The 14,377-nt window shown below is 60.5% G+C and carries 9 protein-coding genes and 2 pseudogenes; 6 read left to right on the forward strand and 5 right to left on the reverse strand.

Translation table 11 applies throughout. The annotated features are described in order from the left end of the window. Positions 1-17 precede the first annotated feature (17 nt). Positions 18-1,373 (reverse strand): 2-hydroxycarboxylate transporter family protein, encoded by a 1,356-nt coding sequence (locus RR42_RS29530; protein WP_043355215.1) that lies wholly within the window; start codon positions 1,371-1,373, stop codon positions 18-20. Between the two features lie 103 nt (positions 1,374-1,476). Further along, positions 1,477-2,517 (reverse strand): isocitrate/isopropylmalate dehydrogenase family protein, encoded by a 1,041-nt coding sequence (locus RR42_RS29535; RefSeq protein ID WP_043355218.1) that lies wholly within the window; start codon positions 2,515-2,517, stop codon positions 1,477-1,479. Between the two features lie 479 nt (positions 2,518-2,996). On the opposite strand from RR42_RS29535, the pseudogene RR42_RS29540 reads away from it, so the two are divergent. The 3 genes and pseudogenes from RR42_RS29540 (at position 2,997) to RR42_RS29550 (ending at position 5,479) form a co-directional block, all read left to right on the forward strand. Continuing rightward, a pseudogene (locus RR42_RS29540) lies at positions 2,997-3,737 on the forward strand (ABC transporter substrate-binding protein). A 68-nt stretch (positions 3,738-3,805) separates the two neighbouring features. Then, the gene (locus RR42_RS29545; RefSeq protein ID WP_043355219.1) at positions 3,806-4,603 is read left to right on the forward strand and encodes an ABC transporter ATP-binding protein; all 798 of its coding nucleotides are present in this window, start codon (positions 3,806-3,808) and stop codon (positions 4,601-4,603) included. 24 nt (positions 4,604-4,627) lie between these two features. Continuing rightward, on the forward strand, positions 4,628-5,479 hold the full coding sequence (locus tag RR42_RS29550; protein ID WP_043355221.1) for an ABC transporter permease: 852 nt from the start codon (positions 4,628-4,630) through the stop codon (positions 5,477-5,479). Positions 5,480-5,716: 237 nt separating this feature from the next. Here the strand turns inward: RR42_RS29550 and RR42_RS29555 are convergent, their stop codons facing one another. Next, positions 5,717-6,841 (reverse strand): porin, encoded by a 1,125-nt coding sequence (locus tag RR42_RS29555; RefSeq protein ID WP_043350658.1) that lies wholly within the window; start codon positions 6,839-6,841, stop codon positions 5,717-5,719. A 1,543-nt stretch (positions 6,842-8,384) separates the two neighbouring features. Here RR42_RS29555 and RR42_RS29560 point away from each other — a divergent pair. The 3 genes from RR42_RS29560 to RR42_RS40060 all read left to right on the forward strand — a co-directional run bounded on the left by RR42_RS29560 (position 8,385) and on the right by RR42_RS40060 (position 10,591). Beyond that, complete coding sequence (locus tag RR42_RS29560) at positions 8,385-9,437, forward strand: RHS repeat-associated core domain-containing protein (RefSeq protein ID WP_043355223.1); 1,053 nt, start codon at positions 8,385-8,387, stop codon at positions 9,435-9,437. Between the two features lie 107 nt (positions 9,438-9,544). Next, on the forward strand, positions 9,545-9,967 hold the full coding sequence (locus RR42_RS38965; RefSeq protein ID WP_082055148.1) for a DUF4279 domain-containing protein: 423 nt from the start codon (positions 9,545-9,547) through the stop codon (positions 9,965-9,967). Between the two features lie 402 nt (positions 9,968-10,369). Continuing rightward, a complete protein-coding gene (locus RR42_RS40060) occupies positions 10,370-10,591 on the forward strand; it encodes a hypothetical protein (RefSeq protein ID WP_144409989.1) in 222 nt (73 codons plus the stop codon). A gap of 841 nt (positions 10,592-11,432) precedes the next feature. Here RR42_RS40060 and RR42_RS29565 read toward each other — a convergent pair. Next, a pseudogene (locus RR42_RS29565) lies at positions 11,433-12,611 on the reverse strand (ISNCY family transposase); the annotation flags it as partial. A 104-nt stretch (positions 12,612-12,715) separates the two neighbouring features. Continuing rightward, positions 12,716-14,176, reverse strand: a complete 1,461-nt coding sequence (locus tag RR42_RS29570; RefSeq protein ID WP_043351820.1) for an ISNCY family transposase — start codon at positions 14,174-14,176, stop codon at positions 12,716-12,718. Positions 14,177-14,377: the final 201 nt, after the last annotated feature.

Genomic DNA, 14,377 nt, shown 5'->3' on the forward strand with positions numbered 1-14,377 from the left:
ACGCCGATATCTGCGCATCACCCCATATGCGCCAGCACGATCAGCGTAAGCGTCACGACGATCGCGCCGCCGATGCGCGTGGCGATCTGCGCAAACGGCATCAGCGTCATCCGGTTGGCAGCCGTCAGGATCGCGACGTCACCGGTTCCGCCCTGCCCGCTGTGGCATGCGTTCACGATCGCCGTATCGATCGGATGCATCTTCAGCATCCGCGCAACCACGAAGCCCGTGCCCATCAGCGTCGTGACGGTCGCGACGATCGTCACGATGTTGGCGAGCGTGAACGCGGCGATCAGCTTGTCCCACGGTGTCATCGCCACGCCGATCGCGAACAGCAGCGGATAAGTCACCGCCGTCGAAAAGAACTTGTAGACGACGAAAGCACCTTCCTGCAGCGGTGGAGACACGGCACGGGTGATCTTGACCAGCACCGCGAGGAACAGCATGGCGACCGGCGCCGGCAGCCCGAACAGGTTGCGGCACATCAGCCCGAGCAGGTACAACGTAATGGCCGTGATCCCCGCCGCCGCGATATGGGTGACGTCGATATGCCCGCGAATCTCCTCCTGAACCGGGTCCATTTCGTCTTCTTCGCCGACTTGCAGGCGCCCTTCGCCGGTGAGGTGCGGAAAGCGCTTGCCAACCTTGTCGAGCACGCCGGACAGGATGATCGCGGTGAGGCTGCCAAGCATCACGGGCGGCAGCACTTGCGCGAACAGGTCGCCCTGAGGCAGATGGAGGATCTCCGAGTACCCGATCGACAGCGGAATCGCGCCTTCGCCGACACCGCCCGCCATGATCGGCACCACGATGTAGAAGAACGTATGGTGCGCGCCGAGTCCAAGCGCCGTGCCCACGGCCGTCCCGACGATGCCGGCTGCGATCGAGCCGACCGCTAGTGGAATGAAGATCTTGATGAAGCCCTGTATCAGCACCCTTCGGTCCATGCTGAGAATGCTGCCGACGATGATTGACGCGATGAACAGATACAGGAAGTTGGTGGACTTGGTGAACTCCGTCGTGAGGCTCAGGATCGGCTTGGGCAGCAGGTGATAGTAAGTCAGCGCCGACGGAATGAAGGTCGCGAAGATCGCAGCGGCACCGATGTTGCGAATGATCGGCAGGCGTTTGCCGATTTCCGCACAGGTGAAGCCAAAGAAGGCGAGCACGGCGATCGCCATCGAGATCTCGCCGGGGACCTTGCCAGTGACTGCGAAGCCCGCGATCAGCGCGAGCAGGATCACGTAAACCGGCAGCGGGATGATACCGATCCGGAATTCCATCAACTTCCACCAGCCTTCGGGCCAGAAGCGCGGCTTGATTGCGGTTTGCTGCGCCTCGGCGGGAGGTAAAGTATGTGAGGTGGTTTGCATGAAGTGTCTCCTTGCGGTTGAAGGCCGGTGCTGCGGTACAACGAAACTATCCAGCAGCCCGGCCCTTGGTCTGATCATCGGTATGGCGTTCGGAACTCGCGCCTCAGCGGGACAAAGCGATGCGCTTCGCCACGGCGTCGGCAAAATGCAGCGTGGAGGCCGTGCCCTTGAGGTCGCCGGTCTTCACCTGATCCACGTTGAGCGTCTGCTCGATGGCCTGGCGCAGCCGTAAGGCCATGTCCTGTCGGCCAACGTGCTCGAGCATCAGGCCAGCGGCGAGCATCAGCGAAATCGGATTGGCGATGCCCTTGCCCGCAATATCGGGCGCCGAGCCGTGCACGGCTTCGAAGATCGCCGCATGCTCGCCGATATTGGCGCCGGGCGCCATGCCTAGCCCGCCCACCAAACCGGCGATCTGGTCCGACAGAATGTCACCGAACAGATTGGTACAGAGCAGCATGTCGAACTGCCAGGGGTTCAGCACCAGTTGCATGGCGCAGGCATCGACAATGCGGTCGTCCATGATCACGCGATCGGCGTAGTCCTTGGCCACCTCACGCGCGGCATCAAGGAAGATGCCGGTCAGGGCCTTGAGGATATTGGCTTTGTGTACCACCGTGATCTTCTTGCGCCCGTTCCTGACGGCATACTCGAAGGCGAAGCGGGCAATTCGCCGGCACGCGTCGCGCGTGTTGGTGCCGGTGGACACGGCCACCGCATGCGGATCGTCGCCGACCGGAATGTAGTAATCATGCGCCACGTAGAAGCCGCCCACGTTCTCGCGCACTAGCACTAAGTCAATATCCTCGAAGCGTCCCGGCACCAGCGTGCGGGCCGGCCGCACATTGGCATAGAGATTGAATGCCTCGCGCAGGCGCACATTGACCGAGCGAAAGCCACCCCCCACCGGCGTGGTCAGTGGTCCCTTGAGGGCGAGGCCGGTGCGGCGGATGCTGTCCAGCGTAGCGTCCGGCAGCGGATCGCCGCCGCACTCGATACCAGCCATGCCGGCCTGCTGGATGTCCCACGCGAAGGGTGCGCCGAGCGCGTCGAGGACCTTGACGGTTGCCTCCACCACTTCTGGTCCGATTCCATCGCCAGGGATCAGGGTGGTGGGGATTTTTTCGCTTGCGCGGTATTCCATCTATTTTCCTATTGCGATGTAAGAGACTGCACCGGCTAGCCGTGTGGCATACGCGCTCCTTAGCAACGGCGCGAGCCATGGCAGTCTCCTTGAAGTTTGTCTGCCGGCCTGTGCCCTTGGGTCAGGAGCGCCTCTTGTGGTGAAGGGACGCGAAACGCGTCCGCCAGCGAGGTCCTAGCTCTTGTCCCGGCTATGCCTTGCGAATCGGACGTGGCCTTCTGCTGCCGGAATTGCTGGCTGATTCAACCAACCACGGGCCAGATTCTACGAAGGGAAGGCTGTCAACTACCTGTCAATGCGGCGGCTATGTTCTCGGGACTTTCCCTTAACGGTGGAGAAAGCTGGCTGAAGGATTTCGCTGCCTAGAATGAGTCGACCTCAATGCGGTAGCCCAGGCAAGCATGGCAGAGGTCGCCCGGGTACCAGGACCCGCAACGGCTCGGTCGCCGGGCCCGGGCACCTAAACAAAGGAGACAGGCATGAATGCAATCAGCAAGGGCGTGTTCGCGGTCATGTTCGCAACGCTGGCGGCGGCGGGCACGGTTCGCGCGGCCGATGGCAAGCTGTCGATCATGGTGGGCGGCGCGACCAAGATCATCTACCTGCCAGCCAGGCTGACCGAGCAGCTGGGCTACTTCAAGGAGGAGGGGCTCGACGTCGAGATCCTCTCGCAGCCGGCCGGGGTCGACGCCGAAAACGAACTGCTGGCCGGCGCGGTGCAGGGCGTGGTGGGCTTCTACGATCACACCATTGACCTGCAGAGCAAGGGCAAGGAAGTAGAGGCCGTGGTGGTGTTCGGCTAGGTGCCGGGCGAGGCGCAGGTGCTGGTCGACATGCGCACGGCCGAGGGCACCACCCAGGCACTGGGCGGGCTTTATCCGGCCTCCAGCCTTTATATGCAGCGCGCCTGGGTGGAAGGGCACAAGGAGCAGGTGCAGAAGCTGACGCGCGCCTTCGTCAAGACCATGCGCTTTATCGAAGCCCACAGCGCCGAGGAGATCGCGCAGAAGATGCCCAAGGACTACTACGGCAATAACCGCGAGCTCTACGTCAAGGCCCTGGGCGCCTCGCTGCCCATGTTCACGGACGACGGCAGGATGCCCGCCGGCGGCCCCGAAACGGTGCTCAAGGTGCTCGCCTCATTCGATCCGACCGTTAAAGGCAAGCATGTCGAGCTCAATCGTACCTACTCCAACGAGTTTGTCGAACGGGTCAAATGAACCGGTGGATTGACCCCGTGATGTCACAACCCGCCCGCGCCACCGGCCGGCGGCAGCAAGGATTCTCCATGATCAAGACAGCGTCACCAGACACTCCGGCTATCGAGTTCGAGCGTGTCTCCTGCCGGTACATTTCACCCGATGGCACCGCCACCGTCGCACTGCGAGACTTCTCGATGCGTGTGGGCAAAGGCGAGTTCGTCGCCATCGTTGGGCCGACCGGCTGCGGCAAATCGACCACCCTCAGCCTGATCACAGGGTTGCTCAAGCCCAGCGCGGGCGAGGTCCGCCTGAATGGCAATCGCGTCAACGGGATCGATCCGAGCATCGGCTTCGTGTTCCAGCCCGACGCGGTCTTTCCCTGGAACAAGGTATTGCACAACGTCGCCGCCGGACCGCTCTTCCGCGGCAGCAGTAAGGACACGGCCTACGCCCTGGCCGAACAATGGTTGCGCAAGGTCGGGCTGGCCAAGTTCGCCAACCACTACCCGCACCAGCTCTCGGGCGGCATGCGCAAGCGCGTGGCGCTGGCGCAGACCTTCATCAACAATCCTCAGATCCTGCTGATGGATGAGCCCTTTAGCGCGCTCGACATGCAGACCCGCACGCTGATGCAGGACGAGTTGCTGCAGCTGTGGTCACAAAACACCGGCTCGGTGGTGTTTGTCACGCATGACCTGGAAGAGGCCATCGCCTTGGCCGATCGGGTCCTCGTGCTGACGGCGCGCCCGGCCACGCTCAAGCGCGTCTACGAGATCAACCTGCCGCGTCCGCGCGTGACCTCGGAGATCCGCTATGACAAACGCTTTGTCGAACTGTCACGTGAGATCTGGGCGGACCTGCGCGAGGAAGTCCACATCGATTAGTGGACTGGCCAAGAACCTAAGACAATGGAAGTGACAATGGAAGCAATGACCGCGATTTCCGATGAGATTTTCGAGCGCGAGGCCAAGCGCAGCATAAACAAACGGTACTGGCTGATCGTCAGTTTGCGCATCGGCCTGCTGGTGGCAGGACTGGGCGGCTGGGAGCTGGCGGGACGGCTGCACTGGATCGACCCGTTCTTCTTCTCCATGCCCTCGCTGATCGCGGAGCAGATTTACGACTGGTTCGTCAACGGCACCTCGCAGGGACCGCTGCTGGCCCAGGTGGCGGTCACGCTGGAAGAGACCGGGCTGGGCTTCCTGATCGGCTCGGTCGCCGGCGTGATCTGCGGCATCGTGCTCGGGCGCAACAAGCTGCTGGCCGATGTGTTCAGCATCTACATCCAGATTGCCAACTCCATCCCGCGCGTGGTGCTGGGCTCGATCTTCGTGATCGCGCTGGGCCTGGGCATGGCCTCCAAGGTGGCGCTGGCGGTGGTGATGGTGTTCTTCGTGGTGTTCGGCAATGCCTTCCAGGGCGTGCGCGAAGCCGACCGCTACCTGATCGCCAATGCGCAGATCCTCGGCGCCTCCAAACGGCAACTGACCTTCGCCGTGGTGGTGCCGTCGGCGTTGAGCTGGATCCTGGCCAGCCTGCACGTCAGCTTCGGCTTCGCGCTGGTCGGCGCCGTGGTGGGCGAGTTCCTGGGCTCCAAGCAGGGCATCGGCCTGCTGATCGCCACGGCGCAGGGCGCCTTCAATGCCAGCGGCGTGTTCGCCGCCATGATCGTGCTGGCGGTGGTGGCGCTTGCCGCCGACTTCCTGCTGACCACGATGGAGCGGCGCCTGCTCAAATGGAGGCCGGGCAACCTCGCCTGAGCCTGCCTCGTTCCCGCGGCAGTCTGCCGCCCCTGCCGTGATCTCCTTTGTCCCACGCGCGCATCCTTGCGGCGTGGGATTTTTCATGTGTATGCGGGACAGGACGATAGGCGATGGCAAGCAACGATAGCAGCGGGCAACAATGCCGGTCAGGACGAAAAAAACCCGGCTTGTGGCCGGGACAAGGAAAGTTCGGAGCCAGGCCCGCGCCGCTAGGCACGCGCCGATGCAGTTGGATCAGAAGCGCGTGCGCATGCCCACCGCGAATTCGCTCTGGTGGGCGAAGCCGTTCGACTGCGCGGCGTGATAGCCGTGCTGCAGGAACATGTAGTCGGCCGCCAGGTAGACCTCGGTGCGCTTCGAGAAGTGGTAGAAGATCGAGCCGTACACCGTGTTCTTGCGGCCGCTGTCGGTCGCGGTCGAGGCGGCGGTGTTGCCGTAGGCGTTGATGGTGAAGCCGTTGGCATTCAGGGCGGCATGGCCGGCCTTCATCATCTGGTAGCCAATCTCGTAGTCGAAGGGACCGGCGGGATCGACCTTGAGCGACACCGTGTAGGCGTCGTCCTTGCGCTGGCCCAGCGCGCCCTGTTCGGCGGTGTAGTGGAAATAACCGGCGCTGGCGCGCACGATGCCCCACACATAGTTGCCGCCGGCGGAATAGGTACGGTTGCGCTGGCCATTCACATTGGCCTGGGTGAAGAAGCTGGAAACGTGGAAATTGCCGCCGTTGTAGCCGAGGGTGGCGGTCTCCGTGGTGTTGCGCGACGGCGCGCCCGGCACTTCGCCGAACTGGTAACCCGCGCCGGCGGTCAGGCCGTTGTCGAACAGCTTCTTCCACACCACGCCGTTGTCCATGCGCGTGCCGGTGGCGCTGCCCGCGTAGAACACCAGTTGCTTGAAGTTGTTGTTGTTGGTGTAGCCGCCTTCCTCCGTCGTGATCGCGGCCGGGCCGTAGGGGTCTCCGTAGAGGCCCGAAGCCATCGGGTCACGCCCGAGCGCGTTCTGGCGGCCGAAGGTCAGCTTGCCGAAGACATCGCTGTTGATGCCGACCCAGGCGTCGCGGTTGAACAGCACGCCGGGGGTGTCCATCGCGCCGTCGTAGCTCTGGAATTCGCTCTCCAGCTTGAAGATCACCTTGGTGCCGAAGCCGATGTCTTCCGCGCCGGTCAGGCCCCAGCGGTTGCCGCTGAACCATGCCGGCTGGTGGTAGCCGGTCAGGCGATGGCCACTTGCATCGGCGTTGCTGATGGTGCTGATGGTGGTATCGATGAGGCCGTAGAGCGTCACGTTCGATTGCGCGTTGGCGTGGCCGGCAAAGGCCGCGCCGATTGCCAGCGCGATGGCTGTGGTTTTGGTTTTCAAGCTGATCTCCTCGGGGCTTGCTAGTCTTGTCGATGATTCGGGCTGCTCGCGGGCGGGACGCGTGTCCCGGCCATGAGAGCAGCCCTTGCATCGTAGGCATGGCAAGCCTTCATCCAGCTTTCCCTTCGTTGCGCAGCGGGCTCAGGGTTTATACCGGGGATGACGGTTGCGCGTAAGCCGCCACTTTGTCTTTTGCCTCGCGGTCTCGGACCGCGCCACCTTCATGGTCTGGAGATTCAATGCGAGCAGTTCTTCAAAACCTTCAAGTGCTTTCCTCACCCTCTATCTCCAGGAACACCACGACACGTACACCCGCGTGATCGCTATCCTGGCTTTTCAGTGTGTCCCATGCCGCAATCGCTTCCCACGCCCGGCACTACGCGTTGGCCCGGCTTCCATGTCGGCCAATGACTGGACGGACATTGCAATTGCTGCTAGATGCGCGGAAGCACATAGCCTTGCCGTGGCAGCCACGCAGACAATCTCCCGGCATAAGGCGGGCAAAGGACGTCGAGTCGCAACGCAGACGATCGGCGATCAAGCTTGAGCCCAAAATGCCTGCGAGGTGCCCCGGGTCAGGGTTGACGGTTGTCGAGATCCGTTTCCGGCTGATCGGGTAAAGGTATGCGACCTATTTGGCTGAAAATGATAGAGGTAGCAATAAATACAATGTCTGCCATGTCTAGGCTGTTTTTAGATGTCAGTCGGCTGGCTAATTAGAAATGTCAGTGCGGTCGTGCCTTTTGTGCGGGGTTGGGTTCTTTCTGGGATTGACCGTCGAGCGGTGGGGCTGGCCTGAGACGACCGAGATCCGCTCAGGGTGGGGCGGTTCTGTCACCGCAGGCAACATCAACATGGCCGCGCGCTTTTCATTGACCGCGGTGCCGCGCGAGTGCCTCGAATCGGTAAGGCCGTTCACGTGCGCTTAGCAAGCGCCGATAGCAAAGGCGATGTTCGATCGGAGCAATCCCTGGATCACGGCCGCTCGTTTTCGCGCCTAGTTAGCGTGTATCGTGTATCAATGTGCATGATGGTGAAGCCTCGCCGGTCGGCTGGTTCGTAGTGCCAAATGTACGCCACCATTCCTGGCGCAGAGCAGGCAGATAACAAGCTGACGGGCCCTGATCGACGTGCGGCGCGGGCAAACGAGCTTTGCTTATTTATGACGCCAAGGATCGGCTCGCCAGCAAGACCGACCCACTGCTGCAAATCGAGCGATACACCTACGGCGGACGGGACAACTTGGTCCAACCGACCGTAGCGGCAAGATCGCCGGCTTTACCTATGACGACTTGAACCGGCGCATCTCAGCCGCGTACGGATAGACATTGTTTGGCGGTAGCCTCACGGCAGCCGGCGCCACTGTCACCTAGACCTTCGATGCCGGTAACCGGGTCACCCAGCTTGCAGATAGCGTCGGTGGCACGCTCACGCGCAGCTATGACGGCCTTGACCGGCTCACTGGAGAGACGACCCCGCAGGGGAGCGTCAGCTACGCCTATGACGCGGCCAGCCGGCGCAGTACGCTGACGCTGCCAACGGTGTGGTGGCCACCTTTGGCTACGACATCGCGAATCAGCTGACTTCCATCAGCTATGCCAACGGCGGCACGGCACCCGGGAACCTGAGCTATGGCTATGATGCGGCCGGACGGCGCACCCAGCTGGGCGGCAGCCTGGCCAATATGACTCTGCCGGCCGCCGTGAGCGGCGCCAGCTACAACGCCGCGAACAGGTTGAGCAATTGGGGGGGGGCAAGCCTCACCTATGATGCCAAAGGCAACCTGACCAGCGATGGCAGCCTGACCTACACTTGGGACTCGCGTAGTCGCCTTACGGCGCTCACTGGCGGTACCACAGCCAGCTTCAGCTATGACAGCTTGAATCGGCGTAGCAGCAAGACGGTGGGCGGCACGGCCACCGCCTTCGCTTATGACGGCCTGAACGTCGTGCAGGAACGAACAGGAGGCTCGTCGACCGCGAGCTTGCTGACTGGCCTGGGTCTTGACGAGACCTTTAGCCGCACCGATACGGTTGTCGGCACTCGAAGTTTCGTCACCGATGCGCTGGGCAGCACGCTGGCGCTCACGGACGGCACTGGTTTGGTCAAGACCAGTTATGCCTACGAGCCCTACGGGGCAGCCACCGCTAGCGGCGAGGCCGGCGGTAATGCGACCCAGTACACGGGGCGCGAGAATGATGGCACTGGCCTATACTATTATTGGGCACGTTACTACCACACCGCTTTCGGGCGTTTCGTGGCCGAGGCCCCCATCGGGCTCGCTGGTGGTGATAATCTCTATGCCTATGTCGGCGGCATTCCTCTCAGATATGCAGATCCGACTGGTAAGTGCCCGATGTGTCTGGCGTTAATACCGCCCGTATTAGAAGCAGCAGGGATAAGTTTGGCCGATATTGGCATTGGTTCCGCGATAGGCGGAGGGTTGGTTGCGCTTGATAGATGGCTCAACCCTTCAGCGCAAGCTAGTGCATTCCCCCCTGGTGTTTGGCCTGGCGATATGGGATCTGCCGAATGGGATCGAAGGAATGGTGTGGGCGCTCGCGATGGCAAGGGAAGATTCCACGGTATTAAATAAGTCTGCGGCGGTCGTGGGAAGGATAACTTTGGGGTCGATCCTGATGCCGGTGACGTTTACGATCCTGCTGGAGATGTTGTTGGGAACATTAACGGTGAGAAGCCAAAATGAGCCCTGACGAACCAAAGATAATTGTTGCTCTCTATTTGAATGGAGAGCACCTTGATCCAGATTCAGTTACTCGTGAATTTGGTGTTGTCCCTTCAAGGGCACAGAAGAAGGGCGAGCGGCGTGTGACTTCTTCTGGGCGCGAGGTTCTCGTGAAACAGGGGAGCTGGGCATGGAGTGTTGAGTTGGGATCGACATCGCTTGACGATCATCTAGCGCGACTCATTCGGTCCTTTCCGACTGGAAAGCCGTTGTCGGAGATTGCTAATGTCGAAGACGCCTATATTGATGTCTTTGTTGCGCTGTCTAGCAATTTGGACGGTGATGCGAAATGCGAGTTGGATATCAAGCCAGATGTTCTTGTATCGTTAGCTCAACTAGGACTTCCGATACGCATGACTGTGGACGTTGTGCGAGAATGAATGGACTACATTGATGTAGGTAGTGGCGCTGCATAAATCGAGTTTGAAGGAAGGGGGTCTTGTGATCTTGAACGACCCGCTTACCAGCCGTGGATAGCTTGCAGCACAATGCACGCCGCAGCCACATGTACGGTCGGGGTGTTGCCGTCCATATCGACTTCGTTCGCATGACGGGGCGCACGCTCGATGCCTACAAGCAGGTACCCAAGTTCCGCTGTGCCGATGTCGGCGCGCGGTGTACGAACAGACATTGATTGGCGGTAGCCTCACGGCAGCCGACGCCACCTACACCTACACGTTCGATGCCGGTATTCAGTACGGTACGGTTCCTTCGTTACCGAGAGTGGAGCGGCCGGCGGAGCCGCCACTGCACTCGGAAATTTCCTAACAGGTAACGATGCTTTGGAAGGCATCGGCCTTGGAGTAGCAATTGGCGCCTTCGCACCACTCGCCAGTGGTGAGGTTGCCATGATTGGTGCTGGCGGCGCGGCGGCCTTTGGTGGGACGATTGCCAACAGCTTCGGCGCTTTTGCAGGGGCTATTGGTGCGATCGCTGCTGCGATGTATCCTAATAGTAGGCACGGGTTTTGGCCGATAAATCAGAATGACATCTATTGCCCATAGCCATACGGAGGATCATATGAGTGCTGAAAGATTGAGTCACCAATGTTCAGAGAAGGTGTATAAATTTAAAGATCGTAATCTGGCTCCTATTTGGATTGGCACAATGATTGGGTTATTCACTTTTCTCGGTTTCATGATCTCACGCGACGGGCTGTTGGGCGGAGCAATTTTTCTCTTATGTACTATCTCATTGTTTGGCGTAGGCGGTTTCTTCATGCTTGCGAGCAAGTCCGATATTGTATTGAGTGATCGTGGGATATCGAGAAGTTATTTTGGGGCCACATGGCAAACAATGGAGTGGGATAATGTGAGGCTAATACGTGCATTCCCCGTTTATGTGCCATATGAGCGCGGAGCGCGACGCGGGTTTAATATTTATCCACGAGATCGAAATGGGCTATCTCCAATGCCAGCCGGGAAGATGATATTCGGGGACAAAGCGGAGAACATGTCCGATCTAATCGAAACCATCAATCACTACATAGATAAACATAAAATTTACGTCGAGATTGAGATTAATGGCGTGAGAACGAGAGCCACTCGAATATAAAGTGCCGTTTTTCACATTGGCTTCGCGGTTGCTTGTTGGATTGCGGCCGATACGCTCATGGTGACACACTCCCACCTATGACGGTCTGAACGTGGTGCGAGGAGCCCACCGAGCGTGAACCTCTGGCCTTGCGCTGGATTCCGCCTGCAACAGGAGGCGTGAGCCTATCCCCTCGCCTCTGACATCTTCGGCGATCCAGACCTACTCCGAGCCACTGCATCATGAAGTGCCCGTTGAGGCCGCCCACGATACGCCCCTCCGGCATTCGAGCTATCAGACGGATTGGTTGGATATCGTAGTTGCCAATTGCCGTTCTGTTGAGCTGCCGCAGATTCGCACCAATAGCAGGACGTGTCCGATCCGCTTGTTGTCGACGATCGCACCTTGATCGATTTCCGACAGCCGATCGTAGATTGCGTAGGGAAGGGCGGTGCCATTTACCCGTGGCTCTATCCGGCCATCCGGGTAGTGATAGACATCAATGTAGCGCCCTGCGAGCTTCCGATGCTCCGGTGTGTCGGCCAACAGATAGAGCATTTTGTCGTACTGGATCGTCAGACTCTTGGACACACAGCGCGACTCGCGCCATGTAAAGATCAAATCCAAGTTCTCGTTATCGCGCAGCGGCCTGTGGGCGTCGTGGCTGTTGCGAGGCACCTTCGCAAAGCGTGCGTTGTAGTCGGCGATGAATTCCAGCATAAAGGCGTTGGCGGCCTCCATCGTGCTGATACCACGCAGGCGCAGTTCCTTCACGAGTCGGTCCTGCAGGGTCAGGTGTGTCCGTTCCACGCGGCCCTTGGCCTGGCTGCTGTTGGCACAGATACCCTCGATGTTCAGTTCGAACAAGGCCCGAGCAAACTGGGTATGCCCGTCACCACCGGTCGCGCTCGGATTGTTGACGCGGAACACGCTGGCCTTGTCGCTGTAGAACGCCATCGGCTTGCCATGGCGTTCCAGGTAGGCCCGCGTCGCGGCGAAGTACGTGAAGGTGGCCTTCGAGTGGGTAAAACGCAGCCCCATGATCCGGCTGGTGGCGTCGTCGACATAGACCAGCAGCGTGCAAGCCGGCGCCCGTTCTTCGAACCACCGGTGGTCACAACCATCGATCTGGATCAGTTCACCGAGACAGGCGCGCCGGTTGCGCGGCTGATAGACCTTTGGTGGGCGCTGCTTGCGCGGAACCCAAAGCCCGGCGCTCACCATCATTCGGCGGATCGTTTCCTTGGACAAGGTCAGTCCATGTCGCTCGCGCAGCTTCTCGCAGGCCAGCGTCGGGCCGAAGTCGGCGTAGTGTTCCCGGATCAGCCCAAGGGCCACGGATTCCCGGTCCGCCGGCATGCGGTTGTTGCTGGGCCTGCCGCGCTTGCGGGACACCAGTCCTGCCGGGCCTTCCTGCCGTACTTGAAATATAACTTGACCGCCCTGATGCGATCCTCGTACGAAAACATGAACTAGCTCCAAGTAGTCCAAGTTTTCGTCCGCACCCCCGAAGCGGACATTCTGATTTGGCCTTCACAACACATGTCCAGGCTAGATTCAAATGTCCTCTCTCTGGCCAGACCAGAATGTCCGGTCTAATGCAGGCTGGTTTTGATTCGTTGACGTTTTTTTCCTGGCAGTTTCCGTAAGGCAGTCGAGCTGGCCTGAGGCGGTAAGGTATCTACAGGGTGGGGCGGTTGCGCCAGTTCATCGATGGCGCGACGCAAGTCTTGCGCATTCAGCTGCCGTTGTGGTTTCGTGCCCGGCGTCACCTGTTCAGGCCGTTGCCGCGGTTTTTGACCGGTCAGCGTGCGCGACGGTGTCGCCAGGATGCGACGATTGTCGCGCTGGGCCTGCACGCGCTGGGCGATCTCCAGCACATGCCCCAGCCGCTTGTTCTCCACTACTGCGCCCTGATTGATCTCGGACAGCCGGTCATAGAGGACGTAGGGCAGGGAAGTCCCGTCGGCGCACAACTCGATACGGCCGTCCGGGTATTCGGCCACTTCGATGTAGCGATGGATCAGGGGGCGCCGCTCGGGTTGGTCCGCGATGAGATACAGCTTGCGGTCGTACTGCAGCGTCAGTCGGTTGGAGACTTTGCGCCATTCGCGCCAGGTAAAGATGCGCTCAAGGTCCTCGTCGGGCCGCACGGGCCGGTGCGCGTTGAAGTCGCTTCTGGGCGTCTTGGCGAAGCGCACATTGAAGTCCGCCAGGAAGACCGGGGCAAAGGCATTGGCCTCGGCCAGCGTCGAGATGCCGCGTTGGCGCAGTTCTTTGACCAGGCGGTCCTGCAGCGTGCCGTTCATTCGCTCCACACGGCCCTTGGCCTGGCTGCTGTTGGCGCACAGGCTCTCGATATTCAGCTCGTACAGCGCGCGCCCGAACTGCGTATGGTCCCGCCCCGTGGTGACACCTTTGGCATTGACCCGGAAGATGCTGGCCTTGTCGCTGTAGAACGCCACCGGCTTGCCATGGCGCTCGATGTAAGCACGCGTCGCGGCAAAATAGGCAAAAGTCGATTCGGTCGGCACGAACAGCAACTGCATCAGGCGGCTGGTGGCATCGTCGACATAGACCAACAGCGTGCACATGGGCGCACGCTCCTCGAACCACGCGTGCTCGCTGCCATCGATCTGCACCAGTTCACCCAGGCAGGCGCGGCGCTTGCGCGGCTGGTGCAGCTTGGGCGGGCGCAGCTTCCTGGGGACCCAGAAGCCGGCGTCAATCATGATCCGGCGCACCGTCTCCTTGGCCAGCACGATGCCATGGCGCTCGCGCAGCTTCTCGCAGGCCAGCGTGGGACCGTAATCGGCGTAATGCTCCTGGATTAGCGCGCGTGCCTGCGCTTCGAGCATCCTTGGCAGTTGGCGATGCCCTGGCTGCCCGCGCTGGCGCGACAGCAAGCCCATAGGGCCATCGGCGCGCCAGCGCTGGACTAGCCGCCGGACTTGCCGCGTCGTCAATTCCAGGCGCTCTGCGGCGCGCCATTGCGCCAGCAGACCCTCGGCTGTTGCCTGAATGACCTTGAAGCGGTCAACTTCACGCAGACTCATGGTGATCAACCCTCGATCCTTCACGGCGCGCTCCCGTCCAACTCAGGCGCTACCAGTATAGGTCTATCCAGAGGACATTCTGATGTGGCTGGAAGCGGACATTCTGATTTGGCCTTCACAACACATATGCCGCATAATCGTTCTTATGTTAAATAAACGATATTGTGAAACCGCGTCTGAGACACTAGTCGAAAGACGCAA

Source organism: Cupriavidus basilensis (genome assembly GCF_000832305.1).
In the GTDB taxonomy this organism is placed as follows: Bacteria; Pseudomonadota; Gammaproteobacteria; order Burkholderiales; family Burkholderiaceae; genus Cupriavidus; species Cupriavidus basilensis_F.

Coding starts and splice junctions, on each gene's coding strand:
- RR42_RS38965 (WP_082055148.1), top strand. CDS start 9,545: ATGAGCCCTGACGAACCAAAGATAATTGTTGCTCTCTATTTGAATGGA.
- RR42_RS29550 (WP_043355221.1), top strand. CDS start 4,628: ATGGAAGTGACAATGGAAGCAATGACCGCGATTTCCGATGAGATTTTC.
- RR42_RS29535 (WP_043355218.1), bottom strand. CDS start 2,517: ATGGAATACCGCGCAAGCGAAAAAATCCCCACCACCCTGATCCCTGGC.
- RR42_RS29545 (WP_043355219.1), top strand. CDS start 3,806: ATGATCAAGACAGCGTCACCAGACACTCCGGCTATCGAGTTCGAGCGT.
- RR42_RS29570 (WP_043351820.1), bottom strand. CDS start 14,176: ATGAGTCTGCGTGAAGTTGACCGCTTCAAGGTCATTCAGGCAACAGCC.
- RR42_RS29530 (WP_043355215.1), bottom strand. CDS start 1,373: ATGCAAACCACCTCACATACTTTACCTCCCGCCGAGGCGCAGCAAACC.